The organism is Candidatus Symbiopectobacterium sp. NZEC151, assembly GCF_025962655.1.
GTDB lineage: Bacteria > Pseudomonadota > Gammaproteobacteria > Enterobacterales > Enterobacteriaceae > Symbiopectobacterium.
The window spans coordinates 592,184-612,215 of the sequence record NZ_JAGFPE010000001.1 but is presented as its reverse complement, the minus strand read 5'-3'; the positions used below and the strand labels follow the sequence as shown (position 1 = coordinate 612,215).

Here is a 20,032-nt window from a genome sequence, read left to right as displayed (position 1 = left end):
TAGACAGGAATAACAGTAAGAGTGTAGTGGCGAACGTTACACCATCGCAGCGCGCACGCGCTGTAAATCTTCTGGCGTATCCACACCGACGCTGGGCACAGCCTGAGCTACCGCAACATGGATTTTCTCGCCGTACCACAGCACGCGCAACTGCTCGAGCAGTTCGATCTGCTCCAGGCTGCTGGGTTGCCAGGTCACATAACGACGGATAAAACCCGCGCGGTAAGCGTAGATGCCGATATGGCGTAAGAAATGGTCACCAATCGTCTCTTTGCTTTGGGCAAAACGCTCACGATCCCAGGGAATGGTGGCGCGGGAAAAATAGAGCGCATACCCTTGCGCATCCATCACCACTTTTACCGCATTGGGGTTAAACGCTTCTTCTGCGGTGGTGATCGGTACCGCAAGCGTTGCCATCCCGGCCTGACACACGGACAGATTATCCGCTACCTGGCGAATAATCACCGGAGGAATCAAAGGTTCATCCCCTTGCACGTTGACGATGATTTCATCATCTGGGAATTGGTAGCGTTCGATAACCTCAGCCAGACGTTCAGTGCCAGAGTGGTGATCGGCGCTGGTCAGGCACACTTCTCCACCGGCCAGCTCCACCGCACGTTGAACGTCAGGATGATCCGTCGCGACAATCACACGGCTGGCACCGGATTCCAGGGCGCGTTCCATCACATGCACCACCATCGGCTTACCGTTGATATCGGCCAGCGGCTTTCCCGGTAAGCGCGTTGAGGCATAGCGCGCAGGTATGATCGCAGTAAAACTCATTGTGTAATCTCATCGGCGGGAATTTTGCGCGCTTCGTTTTCCAGCAGGACCGGAATACCCTCACGCACCGGATAGGCCAAAGCATCCGCTTTACAAATCAGTTCCAGCTTCTCTTTGTTGTAGTACAGCCGTCCGTTGCATACCGGACAGGCAACGATCTCGAGTAAACGGTGATCCATGCATCCTCCATTAAGGTGCTTACAAACAAAAGGGGTAGCCACGTTACGCGCGTGGTGAAGTCAACAATGACGTTATCTTATCCAGCAATATTGATGCTCCCGGCTCGGCAAGTTGCGCATCTACCGGCACGTACCACCAGTTGGCCTGAGCAAAAGTACGACACTTCACCGCATCTTTTTCCGTCATCAGCAATGGCTGCCGATTATCCTCGGTCAGCGCCTGAATGGCTTCTGGCAGATACGTTTGGTGATCGGCAAACGTGACTTCACGCACAACGCTCACGCCTTGCGATCGCAGCGTAGCAAAAAAACGGGGCGGATGACCTATGCCAGCCATGGCGACACATCTCGTCAGGCTCGCCACCGGGCTGGTTTCCCCCGTGAGCACGTTAATTGCGTCACCCGGCTGCAAATGCATGGCAATTTCGCCGGACTGGGGTTCTCCACCGTTAACCACAATGGCATCCACGCTGTGCAGGCGCGCAGCCCGCTCGCGCATCGGCCCGGCAGGTAGCCACCAGCCGTTACCAAAGCGACGCTCACCGTCCACCACCACGATCTCGATATCCCGCGCCAGCGCGTAGTGTTGCAAACCGTCATCGGTGACAATCACGTCGAGCGGTTGACGCGCCAGTAGCGCCTCAATAGCATCGCGCCGCACAGGGGATACCGCCACCGCAGCGCCCGTGCGCTGGTAAATCAGCACCGGTTCATCGCCCGCTTGGGCCGTAGACACCGAGGCATCCACCATCAGCGGATAGCGCTCCGCCTTGCCACCGTAGCCACGTGACACCACGCCAACGCGATAACCCTGGCGTTGCAGTTGTTCCACCAGCCAGACCACCAGCGGCGTTTTACCATTTCCCCCGGCGGTCAGGTTGCCCACGATTGCGACCGGGATGGGCGCACGCCAGACTCGACGCCAGCCCGCACGGTAGCTATAGCGGATAACCGCCGTAATCAGTCCATACAACGCCGCGAAAGGGATAAGCAGCCAGTAGAGCCGCGATGCGCCGGACCAGATGCGCGCTATCATTCGCCAAACTGCATTCTATGCAACTGTGCGTAAGCGCCATTTTTCGCCAGCAGTTCCGCGTGTGGCCCACGTTCAATAATCTGCCCATCCTCGACCACCAGAATTTCATCCGCACTCTCGATGGTCGATAAACGGTGCGCAATCACCAATGCGGTACGATCTTTTTGCAGTTCATCCAGTGCAGCCTGAATCGCTCTTTCTGATTCAGTGTCCAGTGCTGACGTTGCTTCATCCAGCACCAGAATCGGACAATCACGCAGCAATGCGCGCGCAATGGCAATACGCTGACGCTGCCCGCCAGAGAGCAAGACGCCATTTTCACCGATAATGGTATCCAGACCGTTATCCATTTTGCTGATAAAGTCCATCGCATGCGCCATTTTAGCCGCGCGCTCGATGTCTTCTCGCGAATAGCGATCGCCGCAGGCATAGGAGATATTGTTGGCGATGGTGTCGTTAAACAGATGCACATGTTGCGACACTAACGCAACCTGACGACGCAGCGAGGAGAGTGTATATTCGCGCAGGTCATGCCCATCCATCAGAATCTCGCCGGATTGGATATCGTAAAAACGGGTAATCAGGTTGGCGATAGTGGATTTTCCGGATCCTGAGCGCCCGACCAACGCGACCGTTTTACCCGGAGGAATGTGCAGGCTGACATTCTTAAGTGCCAACGTCTCTTTGGTCGGATAGGAAAAGCTGACATTGCGGAATTCCAGCTCACCTTCGGCTCTTTCCAGCACGCGCGTGCCTTCGTCCTTCTCCTGTTCCATATCCAGAATGGCAAACAGCGTTTGGCAGGCCGCCATCCCGCGTTGGAACTGGGCATTGACGTTGGTGAGCGATTTAAGCGGACGCATCAGGGCGATCATTGAGGAGAACACCACGGTGATGGTCCCGGCCGTCAGCGTATCCATCACACTTGGGAAGCTGGCGGCATAAAGCACAAATGCCAACGCCAGAGACGCAATCAACTGGATAATCGGGTCAGAAATCGCTGATGCCGAAACCATTTTCATACCCTGGGTACGAATGCGGTTACTGACTTTATCAAAACGCGCCACTTCGACGTCCTGACCGCCGAAAATCAGCACTTCTTTATGGCCTTTCAACATCTGCTCGGCGCTGGCCGTCACCTGCCCCATGGTGTTCTGAATATTTTTGCTGATATTGCGAAAACGCTTAGACACTACGCGGATTGCGATAGCCACGATAGGCGCAATCACAATCAGGATAATAGACAGTTGCCAACTGTAGTAAAACATCAGCACAAACAGGCCGATAATCGACGCCCCTTCGCGCACCAGCGTAATTAACGCCCCGGATGAAGAAGAAGCCACCTGTTCGGAATCATAGGTAATGCGAGAGAGCAGCGTTCCGGTTGATTGCTGATCGAAAAAGCCGACGGGCATACCCATGATATGGCTAAACAAGCGACGGCGCATATTCATCACCACCTTGCCGGATACCCAGGAGACGCAGTAAGCGGACACATAACCGGTTACCCCGCGTACCAGCATCAGGCCCATCACCACCAGTGGCATCCACAGCAAAATGCTGCGATCGGTTTTCCCAAACCCTTCATCCAGCAAAGGCTTCAACAGCGAGAGCATCAGCGTGTCACCCGCCGCATTGATGATAAGCGCAATGGCCGCCGCGGCTAAACCCGCCTTAAAGGGAGAAATCATCGGCCACAGGCGACGGAAGGTCTGCCAGGTGGAGAGGTCTTTATCATTCAGCATGCAATAAACCTGAATTATTTATAAATAGCCGCTTATTCTACTCACTATCGCGCTTTACGCCAAACCACTGATGATACCAAAACGGCGATAGCCGCTCACGATAGGGTAAAACCTGCCAGTGTTCGTTGAAAAAACGTACACTGACTTGTCCTGATTGCGCCGTATCGACCCAATGATGTCCACCTTTGCGATAACGGGCGATAACCGCAGCAGACGGCAGACGCCACGGATTATAGCGTCCAGTGGAGGCAAGCGCATACTGGGGATTCACCGCGCGTAAAAATGGTGCACTGGATGAGGTCTTACTGCCGTGGTGGGGAATTTGTAACAAATCAGCAGCCAATTCGTCTCGCATCGCGCTCTCAAGGCGTCGTTCTGCTTTCATTTCGATATCTCCGGTCAATAACACGCGGTGTCTACCATCATCGATACGCACCACGCAGGAATCATCGTTTCCCGCGTACGCCACCCGTTTTGGCGGCCACAATACCGTGAACCTCAACCTGCGCCACTGCCAGGTCTCCCCCTGAATGCAAGCACGATGCCCCGGCTGAGTAAACGGGCTGTACACCGTGAGCCCAGGATACGCCTGCAACAAAGAGCCCAAGCCACCGATATGATCCTGATGGCTGTGACTGAGAATAACCGACTCGGGCGTGATGCCACGCCAGCGTAAATAGGGCAAAATCTCGTATTGCGCCATGTCACCGCCCGGCCACTGGCTGCCCGTATCAAACAGGATTGCATGCCCCTCCCGTTCGATAACCATGGCTAATCCGTGCCCCACATCCAACATGTCCAATCGCCATTCCGCTTGCGGGGCTGCAGCCCGCTGCAGCACCAGATACAGCACTAACCCCGCCACGCTGGCAGGATAGAGGCGCCACCAGCCAAAGCGCCAGATAATAACGCCGCACCACCCCATCAGGCTCCAGGCAAGGTAGTGTTCGTCAATGGCTATCCAGCCGCGTTGCAGCGGTTTGAGCACCAGAAACACCACATCCAACGATCGATCCGCCAGCCACCAGGTGCTGTAACTTAACGTGGGGAACGACGCCAGCGGCAGTGCCAACAACACCAGGGGCGTAGTAATAAAAGAAACCAGCGGCACGGCCCAGATATTAGCCGGTAGCGATGTAAGGCTGATGCCCTTAAAAATCCCCCACTGCAACGGCAGCAGCAGTAAGGTAATGCCACATTGCAAATGCGCCACACGCAAGAGAGCCCAACGCCACCCTTGGCGAAATGGATAGGGCAACGGTGCCCATTGAAACCAGAAAATCAGCCCGGCGACGGCGACACAAGAGAGCCAAAAGCTGTTGGACAGCACCATCATCGGCTCGCCGAGAAAAAGTAATGCGATACACCACAACCACACTTGCCAAGAGGTACAGGTGACGCCCCATAAACGAATCAGCGTCCAGAGGCTAAATGCCAGCGCGGCTCGGATCGCCGGCGGGTTTTCGCCCGCTAACCACGCATAGCTCCATGCGAAGAGCACACCGGCCAACAGGGGTAACTGCGGCACGATCCAACGCAACGGCAACAGGCGTTGCACAGCACGCATCAGTCCCCAACCGAACATGGCAGCCAAAACGATATGCAATCCGGAAATCACCATCAGGTGCATGGTGCCCGTCTGCTGCAACACGGCGCTGGCTTCAGACGTTAACGATTTCATTATGCCAAACACCAGCGCCAGCAAGATGGCATGCCAACGCAGCGCGCTGGCGTGCTGTTCAACCTGCGTTAACAGGCGTTGACGCGCACCGCACGCTAGCGTAATCGGCGTAGCACGCAGCACGCGCGCCGACGCCAACTGCCGCTTGGCAATCCCCCAGCGTTGCCGGTCAAATCCACCTTGATTTAACCGACTATGAAGCGGACGAAAACGGGTACGAATCAGCCAACGCTGTCCACCGCACCACGCCTCCATCGCACTCGGCACCGTGAGCGTGGCGTAAAACGCCGGAAAAACCCATCTGCCTCGCAGCTTTTCGACCTGAACCAGAATCTGTTGATCCTGATGACCGGAGATGCGCATCTCTACGATCTTCACCTCAGCGCTAAGCGCTTTACCATCGATGTCGACCATGGTCGTTAGCATGGAATGGGCATCAAGCAGCGCCAGTGCCAAACAGATAACGGAGAGGCTCAACACCCGCGCTATTCTGGCGCGGCAGGTTGCCAACAGCAGCATCGACACCATCAACACCGTGACCGAAGCCCAGCGTGACGGTATCTGCGGCAACCACAGCAGAGGCAGAGTTCCCGCAATAACGGCACATGACGCCATGCTAAACGTCATTCTCGCCATGGCTGCCTCCTTTATGATTCAGCAGCAAGCAGCGTGACGCGTTGTGGTGGAACGGTACAGCCTTATGCCGCAGAGTTGCAGCGGGATTCGCACGGGATGACGTCAATTTTCAGGACGCAGCGCAAGGAGTGAAGCGCGATCGCAATCGTCAGCGGGCTTGGAGCAACGCGAGAAGCATCACGCAGCAACCAGAAAATGCAGCAATAAAAAAGGCCGCACAGGCGGCCTGATAAAAAAGAGGTAGCGCTTACGCGTCTTGGCCCGGCACGGCGCACTTCATTTCGCCCATCTCTTTCAATTTCTTGGAGAGATCGCGACGCTCTTTTGACAGATCGGCATTCTTGATGATGTATTCATCCACGCGATCTTCATAGTCACCGCGCATGGTGGCAATAATGCCCTGAACATCTTCAATACTCATGCCCGGTTTCAGGTATTCGCTCAAGTTATCCAGCAACAGTACGCGCTTCTGGTTATCACGGATTTTCTTTTCGTTATCGACAATTTCACGCTGCAACTTGTTCTTGCGACGGAAAATTCGCACAAACTCGAGCACATCCTGGAAACAGGGCTTGGTCGCCTTATCCATTGTTATCCCCTCACGTGGATCAGTTAACTTTGAGATCAACGGTGTGTTGACCGTCACTCCGCTCACGATACAGGGGAGTGACTATGCTCGACAAGTCGGTTTTTCAGTTACCCCACCTGCCGCCCGTTCAAAGGCGAAAATTGGTGACAATATCAACGATAATAGACGGCAATACGTTGATGGCGTACCTGTTCAATCTCGACCTGGGTATCAAAAATGGATTCCAACACCGAGGAGACCATCACTTCTTCCGGCTTGCCGTTATAGACAATCTGCCCTTTGCGCATCGCAATAATATAATCCGAGTAAGCAGACGCGAAGTTGATGTCATGAATGACCAGTACGATGGTTTTGCCCAACTCATCCGCGGCGCGACGGATCTGTTTCATCATCGCCACCGCGTGTTTCATATCGAGATTGTTCAACGGCTCATCCAGCAGAACGTATTCGGTATCCTGACACAATACCATCGCCACATAGGCGCGCTGGCGCTGACCGCCGGACAGTTCGTCCAGAAAACGATCTTTAAACTCGGTGAGATTGAGGAAAGCCAGAGCATCCGCAATGCGTTTGCGGTCCTCAGCGTTCAAACGCCCTTTGGTGTAGGGATAACGGCCAAAGCCGACCAACTCTTCAACGGTGAGGCGGCTGGTAAAACGGTTTTCCTGGCGCAACACAGAGAGGCAGGTCGCCATCTGCTCACCGGGCGTGGTGGCAATATCCATCCCATTAACGGTGACGCGACCGCTGTCCGCCGCCAACAAGCGACTTATTACCGACAGCAGGGTGGATTTCCCTGCCCCGTTAGGCCCAATGATTGACGTTACGCCACCACGGGAAATGGTGGCCGTAATGTCATTCAGCACCACTTGATCGTAATAGGCCTTGGTTAAATGCTCAATCTCAATCACACGGCAACCTTTTTCAATAACAACAAGATAAACAGAGTCCCACCGATAAATTCAATCACAACGGACAATGCCCCCGCCATATTCAGCAGGTGTTCCAGGATCAGCTGTCCGCCGACCAGGGATATCACCCCGAGCAGAAACGCCGTGGGCAACAAAATGCGATGCTGGCTGGAGCCAGCCACCAGATACGCCAGATTGGCTACCATAAAGCCCAGGAAAGTGAGCGGGCCGACCAGCGCGGTAGAAACCGCCACCAGTACCGACACCAGCAGCAGAATCAGGGTGACACTGCGGTTGAAGTTGATGCCCAGATTCACTGCGCTATCACGCCCTAACGCCAGCACATCCAGTTCGAAACGCCGCCGCCAGATAATAATGGCAACCACCACCACGATCAGCGCGGTCAACGCGATCAGCTCCGGCACAGCGCGGGTAAAGGTGGCAAACATGCGCCCTTGCAATACGGCAAACTCCGTGGGCGTCAGCAGGCGCTGCATCAGGCTCGAGGCGCTACGAAACAGCGTGCCGCAGATAATGCCGACCAGCAGCACCAGATGCAGGTTGTCGCGTCGCCCCAAAAACAGCCAACGATAAAGCACCGCAGAAAACATCACCAGCAGCAGCGCTTCACACAGAAACTTGCCGCTGACGCCCACCCAGGGAATGCCCTTAGCCCCAAACATAAAGATGATCAGCGTTTGGATCAGCACAAACAGGTTTTCGAAACCCATGATGGAGGGCGTGAGAATGCGGTTGTTGGTCACCGTTTGAAACAGCAGCGTGGAGGTGCTGGCGGCGAACGCCACCAGCAGCATGGTAGCCAACGTCAGGCCACGATGCACCAGAATGTACTGCAAATTGCTGCCGAGCTTGATGGTCATAAAAATAACGATCGCCGTCAGCGCCAACGCGCCGAGTAACCACAAGCGCTTCGCTGGCGTTCCGATAGCGGCCATCAGTCCGCTATCGCTGCGGGATAGTTTAACCTCGTTAACTGACATGGCGTTTTTGACTCAACAACAGGATAAGGAACACCACCGCACCAATGACGCCCAGAATGACACTCACCGGGATCTCAAACGGATAACGAATTACCCGGCCAATCACGTCGCACAGCAGCACCAATCCCCCTCCCAGCAGGCACACCCAGGGAATGGTTTTACGCACATTATCACCAAGCAGCATACTGACAAGGTTTGGCACGATCAGACCGAGGAAAGGCAGCGTACCGACCACCACCATCACCACCCCGCTGATGATGGCAATAATCGCCAGCCCGAGCAGCATCACTTGCCGATAGTTGAGACCGACGTTGACGGAAAATTCGCGGCCCATGCCCGCAACAGTGAAGCGATCTGCCGTCCAGCAGGCAATCAGTGTAAGAATGCCCACCAGCCACAACAGCTCGTAGCGCCCGCGCAGCACGCCGGAGAAATCGCCAGATTCCCAGCCGCTCAGCGACTGCAACAGGTCAAAGTGCATCGCAGCGAAGGTGGTGATCGCACCGATCACCGCGCCCAGCATAATACCCACCAGCGGCACCACCAGCGCCGATTTCAGCACGATGCGCCGCAACAGCAGCATAAACAGCACGGTGCCTGCCATAGCAAACAGGCTGGCAACGGTCATTTTCACCAGCAGCGAGGCGGAGGGCATTAACACCATCACCACCAACAATCCCAGGCTGGCGGACTGCGTGGTGCCCGCCAGAGACGGCTCGACAAAGCGGTTCTGCGTCAACAACTGCATGATCAAACCGGCCACGCTCATGGCACTGCCCGCCAGCAGCAGCGCCAGCGTGCGCGGAACACGGCTGATCAGGAAGATATCGCGCATAATAGGATCGCGCCACACGGCATCCAGGGTCACCTGACCCGCACCGACAAACAGGCTGGCAACGATCATCCCCGCCAACAGGACGAATACCGCCGACAAATAGACAGGTTTCATGGCAAGCATCGTGCTATCTGATTACTTCTTGTCTAACGCTTTATTGACGTCATCAATCAGACGCGAATAGCTCTGCAAGCCACCGGCGATATAGAGTGACGCGGAATCAAGATACACCACATGCTGGTTCTGCCACGCTTTGGTTTTCGTCACCAGCGGGTTATCCAACACTTGCTGGGCTGGCAAGCCACCGGTAGTGCCGATAGCGCTATCACGATCTAATACAAACAGCCATTCAGGGTTGATACTCAGCAGCAGCTCAGCGGTAACCACGTTGCCATGGCGACCCGGATCGGGAAATTCGGTGGCAGTGGCGAACCCCAGTTCGTCAAACACAAAGCCAAAGCGTGATTTCGGGCCATAGGCAGAAATCTTGCCGCCGTTGACCATCAGCACCATGGCTGTACCGGCTTGCCCCGCTTTTTCACGGGTTTGTGCGACGCGTTGTTTGAAATCGTCGAGCTTGGCTTTGACTTCATCCTGTTTGCCGAAAATCTCACCCAGTTGCTCAATGCGATGGATAAAGCTCGGCATAAATTGCTGCTCATCAACATCCAGAGAAATGGTCGGCGCAATACCGCTCAGTTTTTCATAGGCATCACGGGCACGACCACCCGCAATAATCAGGTCCGGCTTGGCGCTGCTCAGCGCTTCATAATTGGGCTCAAACAGGGTGCCGGCATTCAGGTATTCACTGCCGGAATATTTTGCCAGGAAAGGAGGAAGATGCGCGCTGCTTTGCGGCACACCGGCTACCGGGATCTGCAATGCATCCAGCGTATCCAGAATGGCGGGATCAAACACGACAACTTTTTTCGGATGCAGCGGTACCGTTGTTACCCCTTGGGCATGTTCAACGCTAATGGTTGAACTGGCCGTAGAGGACTTCTCTGACTGATCGCACCCTGCTACCACCAGCAAAGAAGCTAACAGCGTCGTTTTAATCGCACTGGAAAACCGCATCATCGTCTCCTTGTTAATTACCTTCTTGCACGGCACTGCGTGTTAGAAGGAATTTAATTATCATTCGCATTAAAGTGCGAAATTGTAACGAATGACGATGCGAATGCATAGGGATTCCTGCCCCTTAGGAATTGATGCACATCAGGAAACCCGTGCTTTGATCTTACCCACGTAATGTGGACATGACACTACGCGAGGTTTACAGGGGCTTCTTGCTGGTTGGTACGGACGTTGTCATGTGAATTATTTCTGGTTGAGCGTTGACTCACTGAGTCGCGTGTCCCCTGTTGCTGGGGAAAATCACGATGAGGCTATGGTCTGCGATCTATCGCTTTATGGGTTCCGACCCTGCGTAGCACAGCTACATCTCCGTTTAGCTCAAAACTGAGTTTGTGGCTATGATTTGCTGTGATATGGATGGTAAAGACAGGAGGCTGGTTGTTGCCTTTTAACTTCTCTAACCTCAACCTCTTAGGCTGTGGGTTTGTCAGAAGTTCTTTAATAGCATCTTTTAAATGCTGCTTTATGTCATCAGGCAATCTTTTGGCAGAAAGAACAAACGTTGTGTACGTGGTTGCATCTATATGCCTGATTATTCTGTTCATAAAGAGGCAAAAAAAGCGTCCACCTCTTCAGCAGAAGATAGTTTTGTCGCTTTCCCTTTCGGCATAACATCCGCGTTGTGTTCCATGATTGCCCAACGTAGTGCTTCTTGCTGGTCAAACAGTCCTTTCGTCACAGCCATTGCCTGTAACAATTCTTCGTAAAGCGTTTCTCCCGGCTTGCAGCATCCCATAACCCCACCTGCGTTATCAGCCATGTCTTGATACATAGCTCGCAAAGACTCCTGATCATTCTCAATCAGAGTAAGGAGTTCTTCACTGACAGGTGAAGGTAAAGAGGTGATATCAGCCACAAGCTGGCGTCCGTACTCTATGCGGGCAGAGAATTCACTATTTATCTCCGAGAAATACTTTTCAAGTTGATCCATGGCATTCAATATATTTAAGGGACGGGAAACCCTAACTGAATCTATACCACTGGCATAGAAGCTAATTTTTCCAGATATGCTATGGTCTTTTTTCATGTATTGCCCCTTTTGAACACATGGTTCACTGTCAAGTCTACTTGACATGATATCATCCTGCAATCACGGTCCTATCAGGTACCTTCATGATTTCGCCTATATGCGCGACATGCCGAATAAAAAAGAAAGTTGGGATGAAACGGGCGTGAACTCTGATATTTTCCAAGTAGTAACTTTAGCTTTGTGTCGCAGTGGGCCGTAATAGTATGGTGTACACGCAGTAAATTGGAATAGGTAGCAATTATGTACGCAAATGGCATCGGTCTAGCAAATGCAACTTAACGGTTTGTGGTGCCAAGTAAGACAAACAAAGACGGATTTTTTACATAACACACTGGTTGTAATAGACAAAATAACGCATGAGAGCGATTAATAAGACAATGAGCGACACATCAATACAGCCAACGTACTTTATCCATGACTATGAAACCTTCGGCAAACATCCTGCCCGCGATCGCCCGGCGCAGTTTGCCGGTGTGCGTACCGATATGGACTTCAATATCATTGGTGAGCCTCTGGTCATTTACTGCCAGCCCACGGATGACTACCTGCCCGAACCGGAAGCGGTGCTCATCACCGGCATTACGCCGCAAATCGCGCAGGCCAAAGGGGTTTGCGAGGCGGAATTTGCGAGCCAGATTCATGCTGCCTTCAGCGTGCCGAACACCTGCATCATGGGTTACAACAATATTCGCTTCGACGATGAGGTGAGCCGCAACATTTTTTACCGCAACTTCTACGATCCGTACGCCTACTGTTGGCAGCACGGGAATTCACGCTGGGATTTGCTGGATGCGCTGCGCGCCTGCTATGCCTTGCGCCCGGACGGCATTGTGTGGCCGCAAAATGATGATGGCTTGCCCAGTTTTCGCCTGGAGCACCTGACACAGGCCAATGGCGTAGCGCACGAACACGCCCACGATGCCATGTCCGATGTGTATGCCACCATTGCCATGGCAAAGTTGTTCAAGCAAGCCCAGCCGAAACTGTTCCAGTATCTGTTTGCGCTGCGCAATAAAAACAAGGTCAGTCAGCTTATCGATATCCCCCAAATGAAACCGCTGGTGCACGTCAGTGGGATGTTTGGCGCGGCGCGCGGCAATACCAGTTGGGTGGTACCGCTGGCCTGGCACCCGGAAAATCGCAATGCGGTGATCCTGTGCGATCTGGCCGGTGATATCACCCCGCTGCTTGAGCTGGATGCTGATGGGCTACGTGAACGGCTCTATACCCCGCGTGATCGTCTGACTCCAGAGCAAAGCCCGGCCCCCATCAAACTGGTGCATATCAATAAATGCCCAGTGCTGGCCCCCGCCAACACGCTGCGCCCAGAAGATGCTGCGCGACTGGGTATCGATCGCCAGCGCTGTCTCGATAATCTGGCGCTGTTACGCCAACGCAGCGATCTTCGCGAAAAAGTGGTTGCGCTCTATGCCGATGCGCCGCCCTTCACGCCGGACGGTGACGTGGATATGCGGTTATATGATGGCTTTTTTGGCGATGCCGACCGGGCTGCCATGAACATTATTCAGCAGACAGCGGCAAAGAACCTGCCCGCGCTGGATCTGTCATTCAATGACAATCGCATCGCGCAGTTATTATTCCGTTATCGCGCCAGAAATTTTCCCGGTACGTTGGATGACAGCGAGCAACAGCGTTGGTTACAGCACCGTAAAGCGGTATTCACGCCTGAGCGCCTTCAGGATTATGTCTCACACTTGAACGACCTCTATGCCCAGCATGAAGACGACAAGCGCAAAACTGAATTGCTGAAAGCCCTGTTTGTCTATACGCAGACGTTGGTCGGCTGATTTTTACGGCGCTAAGGCATAAAAAAGCCGGTTCACATCGTGAACCGGCCCAAGATCGAAACGTGCGGTTATCGACTACATCATTACAGCAGTTCTTCGCTGCACTGCGGTACCGGCTCACGAAAAGTGCGAGTCACAAACGCCAGGTAGATCAGGCCAATAGACGCCCAAATCAGCCCCAACGTCATGGAGCTTTTCTCCAGATTGAGCCACAGCGCCCCCACCGCCAATGCGCCTAACAGCGGCAACACCAGATAGTGGAAGGTGTCTTTCAGCGTGCGGTTACGGCCTTCACGCAGATAGAACTGCGAAATCACCGACAGGTTGACAAAGGTAAATGCCACCAGCGCCCCAAAGTTAATTAACGCCGTTGCCACTTCCAGATCGAAAGAGACCGCAGAGAGTGCCACCACGCCGACCAGCAGTACGTTCAGCGACGGCGTGCGCCACTGCGGGTGAATATAACCAAAGAAGCGTTCTGGGAACACACCGTCACGCCCCATGACATACATCAGGCGGGAAACCCCGGCATGCGCAGCCATCCCGGAAGCCAGTACGGTAACGCAGGAGAACACCAGAATAATCGACTGGAAGAATTTCCCCGCCACGTACAGCATAATTTCCGGCTGAGAAGATTCTGGCGAATTGAACCGGGCAACGTCAGGGAAATAGAGTTGCAGGAAGTATGACACCACGATAAAGATCACGCCGCCAATCAGTGCGGTCAGGAATATCGCTTTCGGGATCACACGTCCGGCATCCGGGGTCTCTTCTGACAATGAGCTGATACCGTCAAAACCCAGGAAAGAGAAACACAGTATGGTCGCGCCGGTAATCATCGGTACGACATGCGCATTCTCGGACCAGAACGGTCGCGTGCTGACCAACGTACCCGCGCCTTCACCTTGTGACACCCCGTGAATCAGCAGGCCCAGGAAAACCGCCATGATCGCTACCTGCACCACCACGATAATCGAGTTAAGGTTGGCAACAATGTTAATGCCGCGCAGGTTGAACATCGTCATCAGGGCGACCAGTCCTGCCACGAAAATCCAGGCCGGTACCCCTGGGAAAATCGCTTCCAGATAGGTTCTCGCCAGCAGGATGTTAATCATCGGCATAAACAGATAATCGAGCAACGAAGACCAGCCAACCATAAAGCCGACGTGCGGGCTGATCGCCTTTTGCGCGTAAGTGTAGGCTGAGCCTGCGGAAGGAAAACGGCGCACCAGTTTGCCGTAGCTGACAGCAGTAAACAGGATACCAATCAGCGCGAAGCCATAGGCGGTGGCGACATGGCCATCCGTCAAATTGGTCACGATGCCGAAAGTATCATAAATGGTCATTGGCTGCATGTACGCCAGCCCCATCATGACCACCTGCCACAGCGTCAGGGTTTTTCTTAACTGAGCACGTTGCGAAGCCGGAGCGGCACTGTTAACAGACATGATAAGCCTCTCCTATTCCCACAACAGACAACGTTGGACCGACAAACGCCGGTGCCCTATTGAGAAATTGCCCCATTTTCCTTTCCTCATCGTGGCCGTTTGGCACACAGAATACTGATTATCTATCCGGATCGATGTCCGGCCTCTTGGTTGAAAACACAGATGTTGCGTCATGGTTTGATGCAAAAAAATAACCGACGCTAGTGAAGCGTCGGCTATTTACAGGGCGCGTATAATGCCCTAATTGGGGTATTCTGACAAGCTATAGTGTTATTCTTAATGACATTTAGTGGGATTCTCGCCGAGCTAAATGTAAAAAAATATTATTCTGCGCGGTAGCGCCAGCAATCAATCCTGAAAACGCTTTCTTTTTTGGATTTGTAAGCGTTCCAATTCGTAGATCACCTGCTGCAAATCGCGCTCTTGAGAAGCCGAAAGCGCCGGGAATTTAAAGCTCAGCCGCTTCATCACTTTCACTTCGCCTTTGCTGTCAACGACTTTGCTGTCAGCCTGACCCACCAGTTGCATATCGACGCAGAAGAAGCCGTATTCATCCAGGTCCATCTCGACATTTTCCAGAATGTCGCCCGGCGAAATCACGTCGCTCATGTCCCGTTCGGTATACAGCCCTAAACCACCGAGGGAAATATCTTTAATTTCAAACTGAAACGGCGTCTTATCCACTAACTCACCGCGGCACAGCAGCGGTGGCCACACGGGGGTAGTAATGCGAAAATAGTTTCTGCGCTGTATATAGAACAGCTCGGGTGGAACCTGGGCCGTGAACGCTGGTAAGCCTTGAAAATCAACAGTGCGAGCAATACTGGACTTGAATTCTACTTTAGCGCCTGCCGGTTCAGCCACGAAAGCAAGATCGCCTGCATATAACGCGCGACTGTTTTCGGTTTCAACGCCACCAAGGTCGAAAACAAAGAGGTTATCGTCTGGAAATACATCCAGAATCTTACTGATAAATTGCCCGCGCGCATGGTTAACCATCACAGTGATATCATTTTTTTGCAAGTCGCGTAACGTCGCGCAGATAGCCAGTTTATTGCGCTTGACAAACTGTTCTTTGGAATTCTGTTCCACCACACCTATCCCCATCATGAAATGAATGGTCTATGCACATCGGCAGCCAATCGCATGAAAAAAACATCACATGGGTATCGGCAGCGGATTAGTAAACTTTAGCTCAGCGGTTGCGAAACTATCATTACATGGCGTGCAGGAAATGATGCTGAGCCCCTTAACGTTACGGTGTGGAGAGGCATGGCGTCAAGCCAATACGCATCAGGCATTCAGGCCAGCACCGTGTTCAGCGCCAGAAGCGCCAGTGACACGCTCAATGCGCCGCCAACGCGGGTAGCGACTTGCGCAAACGGCATTAATGCCATCCGCTCTCCGGCACTTAAAATGGCGACATCTCCCGTACCTCCCTGCCCACTCTGACAACAAGAGATAATCGCAACGTCAATAGGATGCATGCCGATCTTTTTGCCCACCAGAAAGCCAGTAATCACCAATGACAGCACGGTGGAAACAATCACCAACAGGTTCGCCAACGTCAATGCTTCTTCCAGCGCCTGCCAGGATGTCATCGCCACCCCGACCGCAAACAAAATGGGATAGGTTACCGCCGTCTGAAAGAATTTATACACCACCTGCGAGCCCGCCAGCAGCGACGGTGAAATCCCGTTTATCAGCTTGAGCGCGATCGCCAGAAACAGCATGCCAACCGGGGCGGGCAACCCGCAGACACGGTATATTTCTACCCCCACCATGTAGAGCAGCATGGCGAGTAGCGCCCCCGCCGCGATAGACGCTAATTCAGGCTTTGCGCTGGGCGGCGCAGACAAGTCGGGCGCGCTGTTGCTGAGGCTCAAGCTGTCAGGCATCAACGCCCCCTCTCCGGTCAGATGTGGAAAGCGTTTGCCGAGTTGATTCAATATTCCCGCCAAAATAATGGCGGTCAGGCTTCCCAACATCACGATCGGCAACATATGACCCAGCGCATCGGCCTGATCCTGATTCAGCAGTAGCGCGTAACCCATCGAAAGCGGAATCGCCCCTTCACCAATGCCCCCCGCCATAATGGGTAACACCAAAAAGAAAAACAGATGGAACGGATCCATTCCCAGTGCGAGGCCCACCGCCATCCCCGTCAACATGCCGACCACCTCACCGCACAGCATCGGAATAAAGATGCGTAAGAATCCCTGAATCAAGGTAGTGCGGTTCATGCTAAGCGTACTGCCCACGATAATGCAGCAAATGTAGAGGTACAGAATATTGCTGTCGTGATAAAAGGTGCTGACTGATGCCACCACCGCCTGGGGTAACAGCCCGTAATAGACCAAGGCAGAGGGAATAAAGGTGGCGCAAATGGCCGCGGCCCCCATTTTACCCACCAGCGGTAAACGACGACCCAATTCGCCACAGGCAAAACCGAAAAAAGCCAGGGTCACGACCATCACCACAATATCACTTGATAAGGTATCGTTGACGCAGTTCAGTACCACCAATCCTCCCGCCAGAATAAACAGCGGTAGCGGGATCACACCCACCTTATAATCGTGCCAGATACGCTGCCCTTTATTTTTAAGTAAATCGGGTCGGTGCGCCTTATCAACCCGCCTGACATCACTCATATCATCTTTCATGTTCACCGCCATGGTATTATTGCTATCTACAAAAATAGAATGCGTTGACATCTCTTCGGGAATGCAGTGGAACGTGACGGATAATAGCCTGTCGACGATCGAATAATCGCCGCTCAGTGTTTCCAGATCTTCTTTGGCAATATGAGAGGGAAATAAAAATTAGTGGCCCTGCGCGACACGTAAACACTATATTAATTCTGGTTATTTTCTATCAAAAAACGCAGATATAAATAGCGACAAATTACGCTTTATTTTATTAACGATTACAGTAGTGTGCCGCGATTATTGTCACCGGCTTATCAATGCGTTCATCGAGAATACACTACCCCTGCCAACGGAAGATGCTGTCGATGGTAAAGTACGGCTATCCGCCTTCACTGTGTCAGTACGTTGATAACTGTGCATTTGCCCAGCAACCTATGGGCACCCCGCTGGAAATATCAATCCTTATCACAGATTCATCACCTGCTCAGGCGACACGCTAAATTCGTGCCCCACCGCCACCGATAACATAAAAAATGACAATAAAAGGCCTGCGGCATTGGCCAATCAACAGCGTCACGCAAGGGGCATCTCCATGGGGTTATTCAACAACGCAGTGAAAAACATTAAAATTTCGCACAAGCTCTATTTAGGCTTCGGCGTGGTATTGCTGTTAGTGGTGTTGGCTTCTTCGCTGAGCGCCATGCGCTTTCATGACATTCGCGTCATCTATGAAAAAACCAATCTGATTTACAACATCAACATTGAAGTCTTTCAGGCAAAAATCAATCGACTTAAGTATTTCTATACGCCAGATGATGCCACCCAGAACGTACTGAGCAATTTCATCAAACATGCCGCCGAGCTCACGCAAAGTGCGCATTCGCTGCCCTGGCGCCCTGAAGAGCAGAATGACCTGCAAACGTTGGACCGTATCCTGGCCGATTTCCAACAGGCCATCAAAGAGATGTCCCAGGCCTCTCAGAATACCGTGGCGTTAAAAAAACAGATCACCGAGCTAAACGGGCAGGACGCCATTCAGCGTTTTCGCGACGGCATTGCCGCGCAGCCTTTGGGGCTGTCGGAGTATCAACGGGCGGATGATATTGCCTACCTGAGCGCGGCGCTCAAGCAGGTAGCCAGTGTGCTGTATCAAAGCGACACCGACGACGCGGCAAAGGCACTGGATGCCCGTTATCAAACCGCACAGCAGGCCTATCAGGCGGTGCTGCCGACGCTTCCCGCAGAGACACAGGGACTGCTTGATGAGCTGTGGCGTTATACGCAACGCTACGTCGCGCTGCATCAGGAGCATCACAGCGCAATGGCCACGTTGAAGAAAACAGAAAACGCGGTAAAAGTGGGGGGAGACAAAAGCAGCGCGGTGATTAAATCGCTGATTGCCTCGATAAAAGACCAAAACGACCGACTGGCCTACGGCTCTGCCACTATCACGCTGGTGATAGGTGCCATTGCGGTGTTGATCGGTATGTTGATCACCGTTTATATCGTGCGCCAGATTTCACGCCCGGTGCAACGCAACCTGGCGCTGGCGGAACGGATCGCCAGCGGTGATTTGACCGCCACCATCCAGTCCGACAGCAATGATGAGCTGGGCAGACTCACGGCAGCCATGGCGCAAATGAACAACCGGTTACACCACGTCATTGCCGAGGTGCGCGACAGCGTTGGACGGGTGTCATCCTCTGCGGCAGAGATTGCCGCAGGCAATAGCGATCTGGCCTCGCGTACCGAACAACAATCGGCCGCCGTGGTCGAAACCGCCGCCAGCATGGAACAACTGACCTCGACGGTCAAAAACAACACCGATAACGCGCGGCATGCCAGCCAAATAGCGTCCGAAGCCGCGCAAAATGCACAGAAAGGCGGAGAGGTGGTGCGTAACGTCGTTACTACCATGGATGATATTGCTGCCAGTGCCAGGAGGATTGCCGATATCACCACGGTGATTAACGGCATCGCGTTCCAGACCAATATTCTGGCGCTTAACGCGGCTGTCGAAGCGGCACGCGCCGGTGAGCAAGGGCGCGGTTTTGCCGTGGTAGCGGGTGAAGTGCGCGCCCTGTCGCAGCGCAGCTCTCAGGCAGCCAAGGACATTGCCGCGTTAATCAACGAATCCGTGGAGCGCACCGGCGTGGGCAGTAAACTGGTGGCTGAGGCCGGGCAATCCATGGAAAGCATCGTCAACTCGGTCGCTCGGGTAAACGATATTATGGAAGAGATTTCGTCAGCCTCGGAGGAGCAGAGCCGAGGCATTGAGCAAATCTCACGCGCCATTACCGAACTGGACAGCACCACACAGCAAAATGCCACACTGGTTAGCGCCTCTTCCTCCAGCGCTAACACGCTGGAAGAACAAGCGATCGTGTTAACCCAACTGATGGCAACCTTCCGGCTTGGCGATTCGGAAACGACACCACCGTCGCGGCTGGCGCGTCCGGCAACCCAGGCTCTACCAGCAAAAGCGCCGGTTGCGGGCCATGAGCAGGATTGGACGCACTTTTGACGCTGACTTGATTGCCGCAGGCAAACACTGCGGCAATCAGG

General features: G+C 53.5%; 16 protein-coding genes. 2 read left to right on the top strand and 14 right to left on the bottom strand.

All coding sequences use genetic code 11. The features are described 5' to 3' along the window. Positions 1 to 36: 36 nt before the first annotated feature. The 11 genes from kdsB to J5067_RS02790 form a co-directional block, all read right to left on the bottom strand. On the bottom strand, positions 37 to 783 hold the full coding sequence (kdsB, locus tag J5067_RS02840) for a 3-deoxy-manno-octulosonate cytidylyltransferase (RefSeq protein ID WP_264642265.1): 747 nt from the start codon (positions 781 to 783) through the stop codon (positions 37 to 39). Continuing rightward, positions 780 to 962: a Trm112 family protein gene (locus tag J5067_RS02835; protein ID WP_222157225.1), complete on the bottom strand. Its 183-nt coding sequence runs from the start codon at positions 960 to 962 to the stop codon at positions 780 to 782. The genes kdsB and J5067_RS02835 overlap by 4 nt, the downstream gene beginning before the upstream one ends. Before the next feature lie 43 nt (positions 963 to 1,005). Next, entirely contained in the window at positions 1,006 to 1,998 is a 993-nt protein-coding gene (gene lpxK, locus J5067_RS02830) for a tetraacyldisaccharide 4'-kinase (RefSeq protein WP_264650385.1), read from the bottom strand. Beyond that, positions 1,995 to 3,743 (bottom strand): lipid A ABC transporter ATP-binding protein/permease MsbA, encoded by a 1,749-nt coding sequence (gene msbA, locus J5067_RS02825; protein WP_264642262.1) that lies wholly within the window; start codon positions 3,741 to 3,743, stop codon positions 1,995 to 1,997. The genes lpxK and msbA overlap by 4 nt, the downstream gene beginning before the upstream one ends. 37 nt (positions 3,744 to 3,780) lie before the next feature. After that, entirely contained in the window at positions 3,781 to 6,060 is a 2,280-nt protein-coding gene (locus tag J5067_RS02820; RefSeq protein WP_319802378.1) for a ComEC family protein, read from the bottom strand. A 247-nt stretch (positions 6,061 to 6,307) separates the two neighbouring features. Continuing rightward, complete coding sequence (gene tmaR, locus J5067_RS02815) at positions 6,308 to 6,649, bottom strand: PTS system regulator TmaR (protein WP_264642261.1); 342 nt, start codon at positions 6,647 to 6,649, stop codon at positions 6,308 to 6,310. 152 nt (positions 6,650 to 6,801) lie between these two features. Beyond that, positions 6,802 to 7,560: an ABC transporter ATP-binding protein gene (locus J5067_RS02810; RefSeq protein ID WP_264642260.1), complete on the bottom strand. Its 759-nt coding sequence runs from the start codon at positions 7,558 to 7,560 to the stop codon at positions 6,802 to 6,804. Further along, entirely contained in the window at positions 7,557 to 8,561 is a 1,005-nt protein-coding gene (locus J5067_RS02805; protein WP_264650384.1) for an iron chelate uptake ABC transporter family permease subunit, read from the bottom strand. The genes J5067_RS02810 and J5067_RS02805 overlap by 4 nt, the downstream gene beginning before the upstream one ends. Further along, positions 8,551 to 9,510 (bottom strand): ABC transporter permease, encoded by a 960-nt coding sequence (locus tag J5067_RS02800; protein WP_264642258.1) that lies wholly within the window; start codon positions 9,508 to 9,510, stop codon positions 8,551 to 8,553. Before J5067_RS02800 ends, J5067_RS02805 begins: the two co-directional genes overlap by 11 nt. 21 nt (positions 9,511 to 9,531) lie before the next feature. Continuing rightward, the gene (locus J5067_RS02795) at positions 9,532 to 10,473 is read right to left on the bottom strand and encodes a siderophore ABC transporter substrate-binding protein (protein ID WP_264643696.1); all 942 of its coding nucleotides are present in this window, start codon (positions 10,471 to 10,473) and stop codon (positions 9,532 to 9,534) included. Positions 10,474 to 11,074: 601 nt separating this feature from the next. Continuing rightward, positions 11,075 to 11,560 carry a hypothetical protein gene (locus J5067_RS02790; protein ID WP_264628235.1) on the bottom strand — a complete coding sequence of 162 codons (486 nt, stop codon included), beginning with the start codon at positions 11,558 to 11,560 and terminating at the stop codon, positions 11,075 to 11,077. A gap of 380 nt (positions 11,561 to 11,940) precedes the next feature. Between J5067_RS02790 and sbcB the strand changes: the two genes are divergently transcribed. Continuing rightward, complete coding sequence (gene sbcB, locus J5067_RS02785) at positions 11,941 to 13,371, top strand: exodeoxyribonuclease I (RefSeq protein WP_264642257.1); 1,431 nt, start codon at positions 11,941 to 11,943, stop codon at positions 13,369 to 13,371. A gap of 83 nt (positions 13,372 to 13,454) precedes the next feature. On the opposite strand, the gene J5067_RS02780 is transcribed toward sbcB, so the two are convergent. The 3 genes from J5067_RS02780 to J5067_RS02770 all read right to left on the bottom strand — a co-directional run bounded on the left by J5067_RS02780 (position 13,455) and on the right by J5067_RS02770 (position 17,482). Further along, positions 13,455 to 14,819, bottom strand: a complete 1,365-nt coding sequence (locus tag J5067_RS02780) for an APC family permease (protein ID WP_264642256.1) — start codon at positions 14,817 to 14,819, stop codon at positions 13,455 to 13,457. Positions 14,820 to 15,167: 348 nt separating this feature from the next. Continuing rightward, positions 15,168 to 15,920: a flagellar regulator YcgR PilZN domain-containing protein gene (locus tag J5067_RS02775; protein ID WP_319801669.1), complete on the bottom strand. Its 753-nt coding sequence runs from the start codon at positions 15,918 to 15,920 to the stop codon at positions 15,168 to 15,170. 200 nt (positions 15,921 to 16,120) lie between these two features. Beyond that, positions 16,121 to 17,482 (bottom strand): 2-hydroxycarboxylate transporter family protein, encoded by a 1,362-nt coding sequence (locus tag J5067_RS02770; RefSeq protein ID WP_264650383.1) that lies wholly within the window; start codon positions 17,480 to 17,482, stop codon positions 16,121 to 16,123. A 577-nt stretch (positions 17,483 to 18,059) separates the two neighbouring features. On the opposite strand from J5067_RS02770, the gene J5067_RS02765 reads away from it, so the two are divergent. Continuing rightward, the gene (locus J5067_RS02765; RefSeq protein WP_264650382.1) at positions 18,060 to 19,991 is read left to right on the top strand and encodes a methyl-accepting chemotaxis protein; all 1,932 of its coding nucleotides are present in this window, start codon (positions 18,060 to 18,062) and stop codon (positions 19,989 to 19,991) included. Positions 19,992 to 20,032: the final 41 nt, after the last annotated feature.

Excerpts from the sequence above, each read along its gene's own strand:
- J5067_RS02795 (WP_264643696.1), bottom strand. The coding sequence starts at position 10,473 with ATGCGGTTTTCCAGTGCGATTAAAACGACGCTGTTAGCTTCTTTGCTG.
- J5067_RS02800 (WP_264642258.1), bottom strand. The coding sequence starts at position 9,510 with ATGAAACCTGTCTATTTGTCGGCGGTATTCGTCCTGTTGGCGGGGATG.
- J5067_RS02835 (WP_222157225.1), bottom strand. The coding sequence starts at position 962 with ATGGATCACCGTTTACTCGAGATCGTTGCCTGTCCGGTATGCAACGGA.
- tmaR (WP_264642261.1), bottom strand. The coding sequence starts at position 6,649 with ATGGATAAGGCGACCAAGCCCTGTTTCCAGGATGTGCTCGAGTTTGTG.
- lpxK (WP_264650385.1), bottom strand. The coding sequence starts at position 1,998 with ATGATAGCGCGCATCTGGTCCGGCGCATCGCGGCTCTACTGGCTGCTT.
- J5067_RS02805 (WP_264650384.1), bottom strand. The coding sequence starts at position 8,561 with ATGTCAGTTAACGAGGTTAAACTATCCCGCAGCGATAGCGGACTGATG.
- J5067_RS02765 (WP_264650382.1), top strand. The coding sequence starts at position 18,060 with ATGGGGTTATTCAACAACGCAGTGAAAAACATTAAAATTTCGCACAAG.
- sbcB (WP_264642257.1), top strand. The coding sequence starts at position 11,941 with ATGAGCGACACATCAATACAGCCAACGTACTTTATCCATGACTATGAA.
- J5067_RS02790 (WP_264628235.1), bottom strand. The coding sequence starts at position 11,560 with ATGAAAAAAGACCATAGCATATCTGGAAAAATTAGCTTCTATGCCAGT.
- kdsB (WP_264642265.1), bottom strand. The coding sequence starts at position 783 with ATGAGTTTTACTGCGATCATACCTGCGCGCTATGCCTCAACGCGCTTA.
- J5067_RS02770 (WP_264650383.1), bottom strand. The coding sequence starts at position 17,482 with ATGAAAGATGATATGAGTGATGTCAGGCGGGTTGATAAGGCGCACCGA.
- J5067_RS02780 (WP_264642256.1), bottom strand. The coding sequence starts at position 14,819 with ATGTCTGTTAACAGTGCCGCTCCGGCTTCGCAACGTGCTCAGTTAAGA.
- msbA (WP_264642262.1), bottom strand. The coding sequence starts at position 3,743 with ATGCTGAATGATAAAGACCTCTCCACCTGGCAGACCTTCCGTCGCCTG.
- J5067_RS02820 (WP_319802378.1), bottom strand. The coding sequence starts at position 6,060 with ATGGCGAGAATGACGTTTAGCATGGCGTCATGTGCCGTTATTGCGGGA.